Here is a 16747-nt window from a genome sequence, read left to right as displayed (position 1 = left end):
GCACTCGTTCTCGTTTCAATCGGCATCGATTAGTCTGTGCGACTGTAGTTTCCGCGTGGGGAGGGACTAGGTCGGTTCATGTTTCTGGGTGTGGATATCGGGACTTCCAGCTCCAAGGGCGTGGTGGTCGACGAGGATGGCGCGATCGTGCGGAGGGCCGATCGAACGCACGGGGTATCGACGCCCCATCCGGGCTGGTTCGAGCAGGATGCCGACTCGCTGTGGTGGTCGGATTTCGTTGAGGTGGTTCGTCGGCTTGTCGACACCGAGGTTCCGATCGACGCGGTCGGAGTGAGCGGGATCGGCCCTTGCCTGCTTCCTGCCGACCGTTATGGCAAGCCGTTGCGTCCGGGGATCCTGTATGGCATCGATACGCGTTGTGCGGCAGAGGTTGACGAGCTGACCGATGAACTCGGCGCCGGCGCAATCGTGGCCCGAGGTGGCGCGGCGTTGAACGCCCAGGCTCTAGGGCCACGGCTGCGATGGTTGGCCCGCCATGAGCCGGACGTGTTCGCAAAGGCCCGGATGCTCTTCATGGCCAGCTCCTACCTGGTGTACCGACTGACCGGCCGCTATGTCCTCGACCATCATTCCGGCAGTAAATGCAATCCGTTCTATGACCTCAGCCAGCAGGACTGGGCGCAAGACTGGAGTGACGCTGTTGCTCCGGACCTGAGACTCCCGGAACTGCATTGGCCGGGCGAGATCGTCGGGCGAGTCACCCCGACAGCAGCGGCCGAGACCGGGCTGCCAGTCGGCCTGCCGGTCACGTGCGGAACGATCGATAGCTGGGCCGAGGCGATCAGTGTGGGCCTTTCGGTGCCGGGTGACACGATGATCATGTACGGGACAACGACGTTTCTGACTCGAATCATGGATTCGGCAGGGCCGTACGAGGGCCTGTGGGCGGCGATGGGGAGTGCGCCCGAACAGTTTCTGGCTTCGGCGGGCATGGCGACATCAGGCGCTGTCACGGACTGGCTGCGGCAACTCGTCGGTGCCTCGTACCAGGACCTCACAACCGAGGCCGAGGCGGTGCCGGCCGGCAGTCGAGGTCTTCTGGTGATGCCTTACTTCGCGGGCCAATGGACGCCCAACTTCGATCCGGACGCCCGAGGAACAATTGCCGGTCTCACCACCGCTCACTCGCGAGCCGACCTGTATCGGGCTGCACTCGAGGGAGTCGGATACGGGGTACGCCACAATCTCGAGGCGATGTCGAACGCGTGCGGCGACTCTGCGCCTCGCCTGATCGCGGTAGGCGGTGGTACCACGGGGCGAGTGTGGACGCAGATCATCACCGACATCGTTGGTCTGCCGCAGCAGATTCCGACCGAGACCATCGGCGCCTGCCTGGGCGATGCACGGATGGCTGCGGCTGCGCTGGGGGCCGATACATCTGGTTGGAACCCGGTCCGGGCCGTCATCGAGCCCGACTCCGAAACGGCGAGCCTCTATACGCAGTATTACCGGCGGCATCGGGCCTTATACGACGCCACCGAAGATGTCGGCCGCTTCCTCGCCGGACAACAACGAAGTGCCGGGACAAGGCTCGAACCATGACAGTAGGATCTTGAAATAATCTGGGATGAAAGGTGTTTCGCTGCATCGCGTCGGCAGTCACCGATCTACGAGGGGAACGATCAGATGGACATCGCAGTCACGCTTGCCGGAACGAGCACAGACGAATTGCACTCGCTCTACCGGGATCTGGGGCGGGAGTTCGAACTGCGCGGTCGGGTCAGCATGACGGACCGGCCACCGGCCTCTGGGACGTTGGGGGGTGTAGCCGACATGTTGATAGTCGCGCTGGGGCCCAGCGGAGTCGGTGCTGTTCTGGCGACTGCTCTTGTTGCGTGGGTTCGTAATCGATCGACCGACGTCGTCTGCAAGCTCTCCCGCCCGGACGGGTCGTCGGCAGAGTTGTCAGCGAAGCAGTTGCGTGGCTGCGATGCCGCCGCGCTTCAGCAGGTTGTGCGCGACCTTGCTGTGGCAATGGAAGCTCCAGCAGTGTCAGAGACCACGGCAGAGTAGATTCATCGATCACATGTCCACCCTGAATGGCCCTGGTACACGGGCGATACTGATCGGGACGCAGACCGGGACCGGCGACAACGGGCTCCCAACGGTGCCGGCTGTGCGGGCGACACTGGATGATCTGAACGCCGCGCTCGTCACGCGCTGTGGAGTGGAAGCGGACAACGTGAAGGTTGTTCTCGACCCGGCCAGTCCCACCGAACTGGGCCTTGTTCTCGCCGACGAAGCCGAGAAGGCGACCGATGTACTGCTGGTGTATTACGTGGGGCACGGCATGGTCAGTCCAGGCGGCGACCTCTATCTGGCAACCGCGTCCTCCGACCGTCGGCCTACACGCCTGGCGCACACCTCGCTGGCCTTCTCGGCGGTGCGAGACAGTGTGCTCGACAGTCGTGCGAGTTCGGTAGTGGTCATTCTCGATTGTTGCTACTCGGGCCGGGCGATCGGTGTTCTGAACGACTCCGACACGGCTATCGCCGACCTGACACAGGTTTACGGCGGGTGCGTCCTAACCTCTGCGGCGAGGGACGAATTGGCGCTTGCGCCTGAAGGAGCTACTCACACCGCGTTCTCCGGCGAGGTCATCCGCTTCCTGACCGAAGGCGATCCGCAGGGCCCGCCCGAACTTACACTTCGTGACGCGTATCAGTATCTCAGTCGCACGCTGCCGGCCCAGGGCTATCCACGTCCGCATCAGCGGGTCAGTGAAGTTATCGAAGATCTCGTCCTCGTCCCGAACCCGGCGTACCGCAATGCGGTCGCTGACATCGTAATCACTGGCGGCGCTGCCACTTTGGGAACCAATTCGGCAGAGCGCAGCTCCGCGATTCTCGATTCGGTCAACCGACGACAGCATCGGTTGCAGTACCAGCCTTCACCTTCAGCGGTCACCAAGTACCGTGAGTTCTTGTCCAGCCAGTCCCGGATATACGTCATCAAGGGATCTTCCGGCAGCGGGAAGTCTCGCCTTGTCACCCACCTGGCATCGGTCTTCGACTCTGAGGCGGACTTTCAGTTACACACTCTCGACTCATGGGATGTCACCAAGGTCGATCTGGCCACTGAGATCCTGCGGTACGCCTCCATTCCGCCCGCGGGCGACCCGCTTCTGACACTGGAACGTGCTGCGGTCGGCTTGTTCAGGCCGTGCGTGGTGGTCATCGATGGCATGAGCACCCAAACCCAGCTCGATCGGCTCGGCCGACAGGTCGACAGCATCCTGCGGCAGGTCACCGTGAACAATTTGCGGATCGTCCTGGCGATCCGTACTCCGCCCGATGTCAGCTTCGCCTCGTTTCCAGTGCTTGCCGCATCGATCTTCGAACTGTCCGTTCGGTCGATAGGCACGTCGTTCTGCGTCGCGAATTGGGACGAACGAACCGCCAACGAGGTGTGGACAGCATCCCGAGAATCGGATGAGCCGTCGTTCATGGCACTTCCGGAGTCGATTCAACAGTTGGCCCGCCGGCCGCTTTTCATGGAGCTGCTGAAAACTGCCGGCACATCGGACGGGCTCCAGGAGACGAACGCCTACCGGCTGCTCGATCACTGTGTCCGATCGATCCTGCGATCGGCCGGCGGGGACATCGACCAGTCGCTCGAACTGCTCTGCGATCTTGCTCAGGGCGAGCTTCTCCATCTCATACCAACACAGCTTCTCGATACGCCACGGGCACAGCCCACGAGCGCCAAAGCCGCTGCCGCACTGGAGCCCTATTCGGTCGCGTTCGCTCCGCTGATCGAGCTGAGCCCATCGCGTGGCGTCGCATTCGCTCATGACCTGATCCGTGAGTACGCACTGGCTACGCGAGTCGCACGTCTGATGGTCAAGAAGGGGCGCAACAGCACGACTATCGCTGCGTTGAACGAGCTGGCTATTCAGAGCACGACTTCGGCGATGGCTCGCGGTCTTTTCGAGTTCGTGGTCTATGCCATCGACAGTCACTCACCGGAACTGGCTTCGAGCTTCGCGCTTGCTCCACAGGTGGCTGTGACCACTACCTTGCCGATCATGTTGCGACTGGCCCGCACTGGCACACAGTTCGCCAACAACGAAGTGTTGGTGAACAGTGCCCGCCGCTGCACCAACGATGAAGCGATCGACGTCGCCCGCTCTCTGTTGGCCATCCCGAACATCTCCGCTGCGCTCGGTGACCGGTACACCAGCTGGATCCTCGACGGTCTGGAACGATTCGGGGCGAGAATCTGGCCGGACACGGTGGCCCATATCGAGTCCGCCCTGTATGGCGACACCCTCGAACAGTTTCTCGGTGCGGCAGATGTCGAAAAGCCCTCCCATGCCACCTTCCTCGCGCGTTACTTCCACCTGTTCGCTGATGGCAGTCACCACCAGAACCCGTTGTTGGAAAGACTGCTCGGCCACTCCGACTGGCGCGTTCGTGCGGGCCTTGCCCACAGTCTTGCCGAAGCCAACACCTGGACCGACTCGCTCGGCATCCACATCGCCAACCGCCTTGTCACAGACGAGGATTACAAAGTTCGCGGAGCAATCGCCAGAGCTGCCGGACGAATTTCCGGCACCCACCTCTGGCAGCACTTCGACACCACATTGACGGACCCGAGTTGGTATGTGCGCGGTTCGCTGCTGGAGGGGCTACTCGACGGCAGGACCCAACTCGCTGTCGAGCACGCATTGGCAGTGATCGCAGCCGACAATGCGTGGAGCAGCGGCCCTCAACGAATTCGCAACCTTGTTGCTCGTCTCACGCTCTTGTTCGGTGACCTCGAGACGGTCGTTGACACCGATACCAGGGACAGAGCATTGCGACGGCTTCTGCGCGAACGCCGTAGCCGTTGGATCGAGCTTCCCGACGACCTCCACAGGGAGTTCACCAAGCTCGCCGCGCAGTCGGACAACTGGCTGACCCGTCAAGAAGCCCTCGGAACGAATCGAGCCGGATCCGCGGAGGTCAACCCGCGCGAAATCTACCGGCGTATGCGTGGCGGGAGGATGATTCAGGTCGCGCTCGACCTCTATGACCTGGACCGCGCAGTCGTTGTTGCCAAGGCAGCCGACAGGGCCGGAGTCGACTACATCGAAATCGGCGACCCGCTGATCAAGGCAGCGGGCGTCTCGGCCATCGAACGACTTCGCCGAGAGGTCGACGGCCCCAAGATCGTCGCCGAAATGATGTCCGCGGACTGGGGACGCGACCAAGTAGAACTGGCCGTCGAGGCCGGCGCCGATGTCGTGTTCCTCATCGGACCCGCCTCTGCTGCCAGTGTCGCCGCTGCAGCCGAAACCGGCCGCCAACTCGACGTACCCATCTTGCTCGACGTGCCGACCGTTCAACTGACGCAGTCCTGGATACAAGACATGGAACGGGCTGGCGTAGACGGATTCTGCGTCACTACGAACATCGACCAAGGCGTCGGCGGTCAGCTCCCCTTGGGGAAAGCCCGTGCTGTCAGGAGCTGGACAAGACTCCCAGTCGCTGTCTCCGGCGGATTCAGCACCATGGACCGCCCCATCATCGGCAGCGGTGACTGGGACATTTTGATAGTCGGCCGCAGCATCGCTGAGGCTGTCGACCCTGAAGAAGCCGCCCGCCAGATGATGACGATGGTGAAAGGACCCAGGTACTGACCAATGCAGATCACCCCGCTCAACATCGAACTCGCACAACAAGTCCTGCCACTGATGCAACTCGGCGAACCCTTCGTCCGAGCACGTACCGCCTCCGACTACTGGCTCTACGCTCACTTATTCGCATCCACGTGCCCAGTCGCCCAGCTCAGTGGTGAGCTCGCCGGAGCAGTCATCGCGTTCCGGAGTCAAGAAGACCCCGAGGACATATACATCCAAGATGTCATCGCGCACCCCGATTTTAGGCGCCGCGGCGTCACCACCGCACTGCTCGACCATGTTCGTGGCCGGGGCAAAGAATTCGGCTGCCGACGCATGTACCTCACATCGGAACCCGAAAATGCTGCGGCACATGCCACTTGGACGTCATTGGGGTTCAGGAATGTGCCCGGTGACCGGGTTGTCAATGGTGTGTCCGTGACCGCAAATTACAAGGGTCCAGGGAAGGACCGTGCTGTCTACGAGTTGATCCTCCAGTAGAGTCAACCGCATCTCGAGTCAGGGGAGCAACATCACCCTGACTGGCCCGGGGTTCTAGTCAGGGTTTCGAGGGCGTCTTCCGTGATCCGGGCTCGCCGTCATTGGATTCGCCGGTGACTATCTCGATGCTCCGTGAACGAAGCATCTCCCGAGACTCGAATAACCGAAGTGCTTGGCGAACAGTGGTTTTCACTGAACAGTGTCTATGCTGACCGAGAATCGGTGCTCAACCGAAACGGAGGGGGCTCTTCCATGGCCGACTTGCTGTGCCGACGGGACTGAACCCTGCGGGGGTCCAGCGCGATTGATTGTTTCGGCGATCTGGGCGACCGCGACTACTATCGGTGGCCACTGGGCGACATCGTCGACGGAGTGGAGTCGGGTGGTGGGTGGGGAAGACGAACGGCGTGGCACGATCGTCGAGTTCTGGCAGGCCGTGGAGATGTTCAGTCCGCAGCGGGTGGACCGTCCCGATCGACAGCAGCGGGTTTTCCAGGTCGAAGCCGACGAACTGCTGCCGTGGGATCCGGCGCATGAGCTGGCCCGAGTCACCCTGCACCCCAACCAGGCGTGGCGCCATATCGTGTATGTGGGGATCTACCGTCTCGACGAAGTCTTCGAGGTGTTGTCGCGGCGCTTCGATCCCGATCCCGACAGCTATGATGAGCGGCCGGGCGGCGAAAGTGCCGTCGCCGCCTTCCTGATCGACGAAAATGGTTGCGCTGTAACGGATTCGAATGTGCTGTCCAGCTGCGCCTGGGCGACCGGCCACGCTGGTGACGATGCGCCCGGGCCGAAATGGATCGCAGATTTCCAGGACGCATCCCTGGAGTTCACCCGGCTCTGGCAGAAGGTGATCATCGCGGAGCGCACCGGCGTGCCCGGTGATGATTCGGCACAGCCGACCTTGCGGGTATTCGACCGAACCGTTCTCGACGAATGTCTCACCGCAGCGATCCAGGCGGCCGGGATCAGCGGAGTGCTGCCGGTGGCCGGCATTCGGGTCCGCAGCCAGATCGTCGCCCGGCGCACGGCGAACGAGGTGAACGGGCTCGACTTCCTGAACAGTTTCATTATGGACGATCTGGTCCGGGTGAGCGGTCACGTCACCCGGGGGAATATCGGCGCGGCTCTGCGTGACTATCTGTGCCCCGAGGATCGGATATCGACCGGCGACCGGATAGATGTGCGGGAACGGATCGACACTGTGCTGGAGCTGACCTCCCCGGCCGCGGTAGCGGCGGGCCGGTGGCCGAGCGATCCCGGTCATGCCCTCGCCCTGTCTCAGCAACTGGCCGTGAATACAGCGTTGGGGATGACCGATACCGGCATCGTGGGAGTCAACGGTCCGCCCGGAACCGGAAAGACCACGATGTTGCGTGACGTGATCAGCGCACTCGTGGTGGAGCGTGCCGCGCGGCTGGCGGCACTGCCGGAACCGGGTGCGGCGTTCACCGGCGATCAGATGCGCTGGAAAACCGGCGACCGCACCCGTGTTGTCAGTCTGCTGCGGCCGGAGCTGACCGGGTTCGAGATTGTAGTGGCGTCCTCGAACAACGGTGCAGTACAGAATGTGACCGATGAGATCCCCGCATCCGATGCGATCGGCGATGACTGGCGGGACGCGGCCGCTGCGGCGAACTATTTTCCCGAGGTAGCTACCGCCCTGTTGGCACCGGATCCGGCCGAACGCTCGTCGCAGGCGATACCGGTTGCCAGGATCGAGGGCTGGGCACTGCTGGCGGCGCGGCTCGGGAACAAGACCAATCGCGGACGTTTCGTCAATGCGTTCTGGTATCACACCCCGGATTCTGCTGAGGACCAACAGGATTGGGCGGGACTGCTGTCGATCCTCAAGTCCTACGAGGCGGAGATTCCGGAGCAGACCTGGGAGGAGGCGGTGGAAGCCTTCCGGGCCGCCGAAACACGGGTCGAAACCATCCGTCGGTCGCGATGCGCCGTCTATACGCAGGTGGTGCGACGCAGGGAGGTGAAGCAGCAGCTCGAGACGACCACGGCGGACCTCGCTGCAGCCGTGGCGAGCGCGGAGACCACACGCGGAGAACGTGATTCGGCGTTGCATACCGCCAGTGAATGTGTCCGGGAAGCCGAACGGCTTGCCCGCGTTCAACAGGCTGCTGACGAGCAAGCCGCCCGGCAGCGCCGTGCGGTGGCGGAACAGGCGGTCCATGACTGCCGGGCAGAGGTCGAACGGATCGTCGACGGCCGCCGTGTCCGTGCGGAGGAATCCGTGACTCGGTGGGTAGCGGAACTCGATCGGCGGGTCGAAACCTGGGAAGAGCACCGTGCGCAGCGACCTCGTTGGTGGAAGCTGTTGTGGTCCTTCGGTGCGGCCGGTCGTGAGTGGAAGCAGCGCGACTCAGCGCTGGCCGATCAGGTGCAACAGGCATCCCAGGCAATAGCGCAGGCACAGGTCGAATGGGAAGCGGTGCAGTGTGATCTCGCCATAGCCCGGTCGGCGGTTTCCACCGCCCAGCACGAGTTGACTGCGGCAACTCGCGCCTCGAGCGCCGGCATACCGCTTCCGTCCGTGACCTACGAGCCGCTGATCATCGCAAACCGGACCCTCGAACGTGCCGAGCGCGAAGTCACCGCAGCCGCACAAGCATTGAGCCGCGTCGAACGACGCTTCCAGGAGGAACGAGAAGAACTGGTGGCCCTGAACGCCTCGCTTACCGACGGCGCCGGACTGAAGACCTACTTCCCGGACGACACCTGGTGGACCGAACGGGACCGCCGAGAATCGGCCGCACCCTGGACCGACCCGGAGTGGAATACGGTACGCAGCGAACTGTTGCTGGCGGCCCTGGCACTGCACCGATCGTTCCTGCAGCAAATGCCCACCCGGATGCGCCAGAATCTGCAGGCCGCCATGGACGTAGTCGGTGGTGGAGCGCCCCGCGACCTTTCGGTCCAGGCGGCGCAAGCGGCTTGGCAGAGTTTGTTCCTGGTGGTTCCGGTCGTTTCCACCACCTTCGCCTCTTACGGTCGGCTGTTCGGTCATCTGGAGCGGGAGGCTCTCGGCTGGTTACTCATCGACGAAGCGGGACAGGCGACTCCGCAGAACGCGGTCGGTGCGCTGTGGCGGACTCGACGGGCCGTCGTCGTCGGCGATCCCTTGCAGTTGGAACCGGTGACCACGCTCCCGTTCCGTACCGAGGACGCTCTCCGCACCGACTTCGGGGTCGACCCGCAGTGGAGTTCCAGCCACACGTCGGTGCAGCGTATCGCCGACCGGCTCACCCCACTGGGGACGTCGCTGCCGGACGATGAGGTGCCGACCTGGGTGGGGGTTCCGCTCACCGTGCACCGGCGCTGTGATTCTCCGATGTTCGATATCGTCAACACCATCGCCTACGACGGCCTGATGATCAACGGCACCGGCACCGCTGCCCGGGAACATTTCGACGCGACCTACCCGAGTCTTCCCGAATCCAAGTGGATCGATGTGGTCGGCGCCAGCGCGCGCGGGCACTGGATACCCGACGAGGGACGGCAACTGGACCGGATTCTGCGGTTTCTCGAAGGTCTCGGCATCGCCATGTCCGAAGTCATGGTCATCAGCCCGTTTCGGGACACCGCCCGCGAAATCGCCCGGCGTGCCCGGGATTACCCCGGCCTGACTGCGGGCACAATCCACACCGCCCAGGGAAAGCAAGCCGACGTGGTGATTCTGGTCCTCGGTGGCGATCCGGCCCGTCCCGGCGCGCGGCGGTGGGCGGCGAGCAAACCCAATCTGCTCAATGTCGCAGTGAGCCGGGCGAAACGGCGGCTCTACGTGATCGGCGACCATCGGTCCTGGTCGACCGAACGGTATTTCGGTACGTTGGCCCGGTACCTTCCACAGGCCGAGCCGGTGTGGTCGTGAACGTTGTCAGAAGAGTTCAGCGATTCCGATCGCCCCCGGATGTGGGTGCCCCGCTACGGCGGGTGCCGGGAGACCAGCAGCCCGCCGCTACCGAAACACCCGGATCAACCGGCGTGCTCGGACCATGCCTCTCCATTCCACCATCGCCAATTGGCGACGTGACTGGGGTCGGGATACCAACCTGGGGCGGGACGCGATCCGGGAGTTCCGGTGGTCGGCGTCATGGCGGATCCGGCATGCGCATCTGCCGGATTGTCGCTGCTCGAGGCGGCCTCGGGAGTGAGCGTCGGCATTGCGGCCAGCTGCTGCGTGAATGCCTGTGCCGCAGCGATATTCGAGAACTGCCACAGTAGCGTGAGCCCTGGACCGGTGATCTCGAGTTCGGCGTACTGCATCACCGGAAGCATCGGGTTGTTCTTGAACCGGCGATCCGGTCCGCCCTTCTTGTTCGCGTACTTCCAGGTGTGATCGACCTGAACAGCGTCCGGCGGTACGACCTGTGCCTCGATGAACCGGCTCGTCGCGACCCTGGCGACCACGTCGCAGTATCGCCAGGACGCGAACTGCTTGCCGGATTGTACGAGAATCTGGTCGGGCAGGAAGTAGAGGCTGAATCCTGTTGTCCGAAGACCGGGCACGGTGATGTTGGTGGCCAACCATTTCGGACCGCCGGCGACCGGTGCCACCGGCTGTCGGGCCACCAATGTCCCGGCCCCCGCGTTGACCTTGCGCGCATAATCCGAAGCCAACGCCACCTGCGCGTCGATCAGCCATCGTCCGTGCGTCCCGCGGATGCCGTCGAACGCGCGAACCAGATTCTCGAACGCGCGAGCCGCGACATCATTGACGTCGTAGATAACCGGCACGCGCAGTTGGCCTTTCATCCACGCGACCGGTGACAGCGGAAAGCGATGAGACGCGGCGTTGAGATCTTGGACCAGATCCGTCGCGGTGCCGAACTCGAGGTCGAGCACGGTGACGGCAGGCAACTCCTGAACCACCTGTGTCGAAGGCGTCACGATGGGCGCGGGCCGGCGGTGGGTGGTTGCTGTGCGACGCGGCCCGGAAAGGCTGGTTCTGTAGTAGAGACCCCCGGCACCCATATGGATGTATGTCCCACGCGGACCGGTGCCGACCCGCAACCCCTTCACTCCCGCCGAAACCCCGAGCCCCGATTTCGACAGATTGAAGCGAAAAGGCCCAGCGCTGACACTCTTTCGCAGATAGAACCCCATGGATGCCTCCCGCATCACCCGCCGCCCGCGATAGTCGATTATCGCTCGAAGACGGCCACGCCGACTACATCAGCGCGTTTTGGCAGGGTGTTACAGGCCCACATCCCCGATCGAGCCCTGGTCATCTCGACTTCCCGCTGGGCAGAGGCCTGGTTCTGTCGTTCCGGCAGTGCTACCGCCAGGATCAGCACGGTCAGCGGCAGGCCGGTCGCGATGACGAGTCCGAGTGTGGTCACTCCCTGGGTGTCAATGCCGGGTCGTGGTCCCTGTGCAGCAGGGCAATCGGGGCTGCTGCACGGTGATGTTCACGTGCCTGTTTTCAACAGACCGGATTCCTCGAGTCCGGCACGCAGGCGTTGCTGATGCTCCGGCGGGCCCTGCCGGTATGGCATACGCAGCGCATCGGAGGAGATGACGCCGAGCATTTTCATCGCGGCTTTGGCCTGTATGGCGCCCTGCGAGACGTGCATGATCGCATCGACGGCGGGGATGAGACGCCGGTGGATCTCGCGTGCCCGAGACAGGTCGCCGCGGTCGACGGCGCCGATCATCTCCGCGTAGCGATCGCCCGCGACGTGACCGACCACCGACACGACGCCGGTCGCGCCTTGAGCGAGGTGTGGCAGGTTGACGATGTCGTCGCCGGAATACCAGAGCAGGTCGGTCTGCGACATGAGCCGGCTGGCCTCGAAGAAATCACCCTTGGCATCCTTGACGGCGCGCACGGCGGGAATGTCGGCCGCGCGGCGAATGGTATCGGTGCTCAACGCCGTCCCGGTCCGGCCCGGGATGTCGTACAGCATGACGGGCACACCGCCGCCGGCCTCGGCGACCAGACGGAAGTGTTCGAGGATGCAGTCCTGTGGCGGCTTGTTGTAATACGGCGTGACGACGAGCAGAGCGTCGGCCCCGCAGGCGACCATCTCGCGTGCCGCACGAGTGGAATGCTCGGTGTCGTTGGTGCCGCAGCCGGCCATCACCTCGACGCGGTCGCCCACGGCCTCGACCACCGCCCGCACGCAGGCGTAGTCCTCCTCGTCGGTGGTGGTGGCGGACTCACCCGTGGTCCCGTTGACCAGCAGTCCGTCATGGCCGTGGTCGGCGAGATATACGGCGAGGTTCTGCAGGCCGTCGTAGTCGATCGAGCCGTCGGCGTGCATGGGGGTAACCATCGCCGTGATGACTCGACCGAAGGGGGTGTCCACCATGATCGTGAGATTACATCCGGCGAGCACGTCACCGCCCGTGCGGAAGGCCCGTGCCCACGCGAAGGGCGTCGTCGGGGCGGTTCCGCGGGCGCTCGCCGGGGGCATGAGCCTGAACCAGCAACCGGCTCGACCACTCCTGCCGTGGTCGAGTGCGGCGTAAAATTTAGTCAGAAGGTTGCCCTATGCAACAGCGACGGCGGATGTGGATTGCCGCGTTCCTGACGGCACTAGGGATGTGCGCTGTAATCTTGTACATCAGCGACGTCCGACCCGAGCGCGCTCCGTCCGACCCGGCCACATCTTCCCGGGCAGGGGCGCCCGTGCTGGTCGCGAAGATAGACAACAGTCCGCAGGCACGGCCACCGGTGGGGCTCGGAGCCGCCGATGTGGTCTACGTCGAGCCGGTCGAGGGAGGTTCGAGCCGGTTGGCCGCCGTGTTCTCGACCCACAAACCCCCGGTGATCGGACCTATCCGAAGCGCGCGGGAAACGGATCTGACGCTGTTGGACCAGTTCGGCAACCCGACGTTCGCATCCTCTGGTGCCGCACCTGAGCTGGTCGCATCCGTCGATTCCGCCTCGCTCCAGAATGCCTCGGCCGATCGACAATCCGCGGCGTACTACCGCGACTACAGTCGCGCCGCGCCACACAACCTGTTCGTCCGCTCTGATCAGTTGCCCGTAGGCGGTGGCTGGCCGGCGGCTTCGCAACTGCACTTCGGTCCTATGCCTGCCGGTGGCCGGCCCACGCAACATGAGGAAGCGCGGTATCAGGGCGCGGCGATCGGTTTCGACTGGTCACCCAGCAACCACCGGTGGCTGGTGTCCATGGACGGTGCCGCCTACACCACTGCCGATACCGGACAGCTCACGGCAAGTACGGTCTTGCTGCAGAGTGTGCAGGTGCGCGATTCGACGGTCCGCGACATCGCGGGCAACGTCTCACCCGTGGCCCGGACGACTGGTAGCGGTCGGGCACTCGTACTTCGCGACGGTCAATCGTTCCCGGCCGTGTGGTCCCGGCCCTCCCCACAGGCAGGCACAACCTATACAACCGCCACCGGTACAGCCATCTCCTTCGCGCCGGGGCAGGTTTGGACAGTTCTGATTCCAGAGCAGCTCTGGTGACCCCTGCCCTCGCGGTGTGACCGATGATGCCGAATTCGGAGATGTCAGCGACGTACCGACCGCCGGGCCAGGGGCGTGGGACGCCAACGCTGAGGCCGCGCACTGCCGAGGCTCCGCAGGCGCTCCGCACGGATGGGCGGCGACCGGATCCGCCCGAGGACTGCGGTGGGATCGGCGGGTTCGAACTCGTCGTCGTGGCATCCGATGCCGGCCATCCCGATCATGTCGAGGCGCTGCGTACATTTCGTGAGTGGTACGGGGACGGTGTCCTCGAGCACTTCCGCCCCACACCATTCGATATCGACGAAATCAATTCCGCACTAACGGAATTCGGCAGCGGCGAAGGTCTGCCGAGGACGCCTGACATCACCGGAGGGCAGGTCCGGGTGTCCGCGGCGCTCGCGGCCTCCTGGGCCGTATGCCGACCTCGACTCAGCGACGAAAGCTGTTGCGACTCATGGATCGAGTCGAATTCGGTCAGCCGATCGATATCGACGCGCACACGGCCGAGCAGGTGGTGCGACAAGCCCGCCCACTTCTGTACAGAAAACCTGTACAGTAATTCGTATGAGGCAGATCTCCTACACCGAGGCTCGTGCGACCCTGGCGAAAGTGCTCGAGTCCGCTACCGACGACCTCGATGAGGTTGTCGTCACCCGCGCGGGTCATGAACCGGCGGTTGTCGTTTCGCTGCGCGAATACGAGGCGCTGAAAGAGACCGCACATCTACTCGGAACTTCCGCCAATGCCAGACATCTGCAACGCGGGCTGGAAGAATTCGCGGCCGGTGGATTCGTCCCCGGTGAACGTCTGGACGTACCAGACCACGACGATTCGTCGGGAGTGGCGTGAAGCTCCAGTTCTCGAGCGAGGCGTGGAACGACTACACCTGGACGGTCGCGAACGATAGGGCGGCGGCGCGCAAGATCAACCGCCTCTTCGATGACATTGCCGCCCACGGCCAAGCCGATGGCATCGGGAAGCCGGAGCCGCTGATACACAATCTGGCCGGCTGGTGGTCGCGGCGGATAACCCAGGAACATCGCTTGGTGTACCAGGTCGAGGATGAGGTAATCCGCGTCCTGTCGTGCCGCCACCACTACGAGTAGGACTCTCGGCGTGGTTCGACCGGGTTTCTCCGTCCCGCCATCGCCAGTTGGCGACATGTTGAGGGTCGGGATACCAGCTTGGTGGGGGAGGGGAGTCGGGTGTCATGAGGTGCGGATCCGTCGAACGCACGAGCTGGAACGCCGCGGCACGGGCCCGACCCGCGGCCCCTTCACCCCGCCGAAACCCCGATCCCCGATTTCGACAGGTTGAACCGAAACGGCCCAGCGGCGGGGGTGTCCTCCACCGACGGTAGGAACGCTGCCACGGAGTGCACTGCTCATCCATGGCAGCGAACCCCTGTCACTCGAACCCGGCTACGTGTCCGGACGCCGGATTGCTCAGGGGGAATGGAAGCCGAGGTGGACGGGCTCGTTCCGGGTTTCGCCGTGTCGGCGACGAGGTTGAATCGACGAGATCATGATCCAGTTTCCGTCAGCAGCAGGGAACGCCGCTTCCAGATGCACGATGCACTCATCGGGCGGGTGGGAGCTGTGGATGTCTCTGAGTTCCCGGGCGCGTTCGAGCGTCAGCTCCAACCCGTGCACCTGGCACATGATTTCCGCGAGTGTGCCATCTGCGTGGACGAATACTCTGTGTTCCATGGGGTTCGGCGGCGGTCAGTCGAGTCGCCCGAGTGAGTCCGCAGTTGTCCCGCTATCCGGCCGGTGGTCAGGCCGCCGCCACAGCCGCGGACATGGCAACAGCGGCAGCTCTGGTCGGACTTCGGCGTCGATAGTGACAACCAGCTCCGGAACTGCCTGTATCAACCGGTCGGCCACATCCCGTGCTTGCTCGGCGGATGCTCGGTATTCCGCTGAGAGAGAACCAGATTCGATCCGAATGTGTCCTGGGCCTGATGTGTCCAGCATCGATCAGAACCATCCATGCGGCGTCTTTGCGCGCACAGTAACTATGACGGCAATTCCGGTGCGTTCGCATCACCTGGTGAGTTTGCGTCTCGGTGAATGGCATCTTGGGCGCTTCATTAGGCCAGCGACCAATCCGCGAAGTCGCATCCGTTGATCTAATAGACTTGGGCACAATGGATCTCGCGGGAGGAGAATCAGCTGCGGGAAGCGAGTACCCGGCTATGGCCAGAGCCGTCAGTGCAACGGTAAGACCGATCAGTAGCGATGTCGTCAGCATCGGAACCTTCATTGGCTGTGTGGGTTTGATGGACTCTCCCGATGCCGGGGCGGCCGCCGGTAATGGCACTGTTCGATGACTCGGTCCACCTGCGGGACCAGACTTCCCGGCATTGGGAGCTGATCCACGCGGGAATCCCGGCGATCCGGCGCGAGTTGGCGACCTACCGGATCCCTCCGGAAGACATCCCGATGCGCCCCCACTTGGACCTGGCCCAAGATGTGGCGAAAGCATCGAGGTTCCGTCATGGTGTCCAGCTCAGCGAACTGGGCGAGTTCATGCCAGGGCTGCTGCACGATTTGCGTATCGCCTGGCACTCGACCACAGGGCCCGATCAAGAACGGATCTTCGGTCTTCTGGCGGAGGCGTATTCGGCCACAGGGCAGTTGGTCTACAAGCTCGGCTACATTGACCTCGCGTCGCTGGCAGTGGACCCGCTACGAGTGGGCCGCGGCCAGTCCGGCGACGAATTGGCCGTTCTGGCAGGCGATTACCAGCGCGCTGGGGAGATGATCTCCGCAGCCGACTGGAACACGGCCGAGCGGTTCCTGGAAGCAAGCCGCAGCCGAATCGAAAGTGAGATCGGTAAGGGCGATCCGAAGACGCTATCGATGTGGGGCAGCCTGCATTCGAAGTCGGGCTTGGCTGCGGCTCGAGCCGGTCGGCGAGACGTTGCCGACGCACACCTGGCCGAAGCTTCCGAGACCGCGCAGGGCCTGGGCGAGGATCGCGACGACTACCGGCGTCGAGCTGACGGAATCGGCGACTCGAGTTCGGCGCATTCATCGGGGCCATGACCTCGGGAAGGGACAACGACGACCGGTTCGAGCGTGACTGTTGTCGCAGCACGACCGGCGGCGGCCGAAATGTCAGCTGCCGTCGTGAACGGATGCAGCCCACGACACCTG

At 63.7% G+C, this 16747-nt stretch carries 14 protein-coding genes and 1 pseudogene; 10 read left to right on the top strand and 5 right to left on the bottom strand.

What is annotated here, in order from left to right:
- Nucleotides 1-78: 78 nt before the first annotated feature.
- From ON40_RS30340 to ON40_RS30320, 5 genes are all read left to right on the top strand, one after another.
- Complete coding sequence (locus ON40_RS30340; protein ID WP_040828295.1) at nucleotides 79-1563, top strand: FGGY-family carbohydrate kinase; 1485 nt, start codon at nucleotides 79-81, stop codon at nucleotides 1561-1563.
- 84 nt (nucleotides 1564-1647) lie between these two features.
- Nucleotides 1648-2034 carry an effector-associated constant component EACC1 gene (locus ON40_RS30335; protein ID WP_040828294.1) on the top strand — a complete coding sequence of 129 codons (387 nt, stop codon included), beginning with the start codon at nucleotides 1648-1650 and terminating at the stop codon, nucleotides 2032-2034.
- Nucleotides 2035-2047: 13 nt separating this feature from the next.
- Nucleotides 2048-5644, top strand: a complete 3597-nt coding sequence (locus ON40_RS30330; RefSeq protein WP_051193744.1) for a caspase, EACC1-associated type — start codon at nucleotides 2048-2050, stop codon at nucleotides 5642-5644.
- Between the two features lie 3 nt (nucleotides 5645-5647).
- Nucleotides 5648-6124, top strand: a complete 477-nt coding sequence (locus tag ON40_RS30325) for a GNAT family N-acetyltransferase (protein WP_040828291.1) — start codon at nucleotides 5648-5650, stop codon at nucleotides 6122-6124.
- Nucleotides 6125-6509: 385 nt separating this feature from the next.
- Nucleotides 6510-10013 carry a DEAD/DEAH box helicase gene (locus ON40_RS30320; protein ID WP_218008886.1) on the top strand — a complete coding sequence of 1168 codons (3504 nt, stop codon included), beginning with the start codon at nucleotides 6510-6512 and terminating at the stop codon, nucleotides 10011-10013.
- Nucleotides 10014-10117: 104 nt separating this feature from the next.
- On the opposite strand, the gene ON40_RS30315 is transcribed toward ON40_RS30320, so the two are convergent.
- The 4 genes and pseudogenes from ON40_RS30315 to dapA all read right to left on the bottom strand — a co-directional run bounded on the left by ON40_RS30315 (nucleotide 10118) and on the right by dapA (nucleotide 12456).
- Complete coding sequence (locus tag ON40_RS30315; RefSeq protein ID WP_245568058.1) at nucleotides 10118-11032, bottom strand: DUF2510 domain-containing protein; 915 nt, start codon at nucleotides 11030-11032, stop codon at nucleotides 10118-10120.
- A gap of 69 nt (nucleotides 11033-11101) precedes the next feature.
- Nucleotides 11102-11248, bottom strand: a pseudogene (locus tag ON40_RS56200) (DUF4236 domain-containing protein); the annotation flags it as partial.
- Nucleotides 11249-11286: 38 nt separating this feature from the next.
- Nucleotides 11287-11484, bottom strand: coding sequence for a hypothetical protein (locus ON40_RS53355; protein ID WP_040828287.1), 198 nt, complete (start codon nucleotides 11482-11484; stop codon nucleotides 11287-11289).
- 69 nt (nucleotides 11485-11553) lie between these two features.
- Nucleotides 11554-12456 carry a 4-hydroxy-tetrahydrodipicolinate synthase gene (gene dapA / locus ON40_RS30305; RefSeq protein WP_040828478.1) on the bottom strand — a complete coding sequence of 301 codons (903 nt, stop codon included), beginning with the start codon at nucleotides 12454-12456 and terminating at the stop codon, nucleotides 11554-11556.
- Between the two features lie 200 nt (nucleotides 12457-12656).
- On the opposite strand from dapA, the gene ON40_RS30300 reads away from it, so the two are divergent.
- The 4 genes from ON40_RS30300 to ON40_RS30285 are packed head-to-tail and all read left to right on the top strand — an operon-like array spanning nucleotide 12657 to nucleotide 14692.
- The gene (locus ON40_RS30300) at nucleotides 12657-13583 is read left to right on the top strand and encodes a DUF3048 domain-containing protein (protein ID WP_157186471.1); all 927 of its coding nucleotides are present in this window, start codon (nucleotides 12657-12659) and stop codon (nucleotides 13581-13583) included.
- A 23-nt stretch (nucleotides 13584-13606) separates the two neighbouring features.
- On the top strand, nucleotides 13607-14227 hold the full coding sequence (locus ON40_RS56195; RefSeq protein WP_083896035.1) for an IS1096 element passenger TnpR family protein: 621 nt from the start codon (nucleotides 13607-13609) through the stop codon (nucleotides 14225-14227).
- Complete coding sequence (locus ON40_RS30290; RefSeq protein WP_040828282.1) at nucleotides 14151-14435, top strand: type II toxin-antitoxin system Phd/YefM family antitoxin; 285 nt, start codon at nucleotides 14151-14153, stop codon at nucleotides 14433-14435. The genes ON40_RS56195 and ON40_RS30290 overlap by 77 nt, the downstream gene beginning before the upstream one ends.
- Entirely contained in the window at nucleotides 14432-14692 is a 261-nt protein-coding gene (locus ON40_RS30285; RefSeq protein WP_040828280.1) for a Txe/YoeB family addiction module toxin, read from the top strand. The genes ON40_RS30290 and ON40_RS30285 overlap by 4 nt, the downstream gene beginning before the upstream one ends.
- Nucleotides 14693-15031: 339 nt before the next feature.
- On the opposite strand, the gene ON40_RS53350 is transcribed toward ON40_RS30285, so the two are convergent.
- Nucleotides 15032-15229 (bottom strand): hypothetical protein, encoded by a 198-nt coding sequence (locus ON40_RS53350; protein ID WP_169541918.1) that lies wholly within the window; start codon nucleotides 15227-15229, stop codon nucleotides 15032-15034.
- 765 nt (nucleotides 15230-15994) lie between these two features.
- Here ON40_RS53350 and ON40_RS30275 point away from each other — a divergent pair.
- Nucleotides 15995-16636 (top strand): hypothetical protein, encoded by a 642-nt coding sequence (locus ON40_RS30275; RefSeq protein WP_157186469.1) that lies wholly within the window; start codon nucleotides 15995-15997, stop codon nucleotides 16634-16636.
- Nucleotides 16637-16747 lie beyond the last annotated feature (111 nt).

It is taken from the genome of Nocardia jiangxiensis NBRC 101359 (assembly GCF_000308615.1).
Classification (GTDB): domain Bacteria; phylum Actinomycetota; class Actinomycetes; order Mycobacteriales; family Mycobacteriaceae; genus Nocardia; species Nocardia jiangxiensis.
This window is presented reverse-complemented; position numbering and strand designations above follow the sequence as displayed.

What these genes read in the sequence shown, in the direction of transcription:
- ON40_RS30330 (WP_051193744.1), top strand. Translation starts at nt 2,048, where the DNA reads ATGTCCACCCTGAATGGCCCTGGTACACGGGCGATACTGATCGGGACG.
- dapA (WP_040828478.1), bottom strand. Translation starts at nt 12,456, where the DNA reads ATGGTGGACACCCCCTTCGGTCGAGTCATCACGGCGATGGTTACCCCC.
- ON40_RS30335 (WP_040828294.1), top strand. Translation starts at nt 1,648, where the DNA reads ATGGACATCGCAGTCACGCTTGCCGGAACGAGCACAGACGAATTGCAC.
- ON40_RS30340 (WP_040828295.1), top strand. Translation starts at nt 79, where the DNA reads ATGTTTCTGGGTGTGGATATCGGGACTTCCAGCTCCAAGGGCGTGGTG.
- ON40_RS30290 (WP_040828282.1), top strand. Translation starts at nt 14,151, where the DNA reads ATGAGGCAGATCTCCTACACCGAGGCTCGTGCGACCCTGGCGAAAGTG.
- ON40_RS30325 (WP_040828291.1), top strand. Translation starts at nt 5,648, where the DNA reads ATGCAGATCACCCCGCTCAACATCGAACTCGCACAACAAGTCCTGCCA.
- ON40_RS56195 (WP_083896035.1), top strand. Translation starts at nt 13,607, where the DNA reads ATGATGCCGAATTCGGAGATGTCAGCGACGTACCGACCGCCGGGCCAG.
- ON40_RS30300 (WP_157186471.1), top strand. Translation starts at nt 12,657, where the DNA reads ATGTGGATTGCCGCGTTCCTGACGGCACTAGGGATGTGCGCTGTAATC.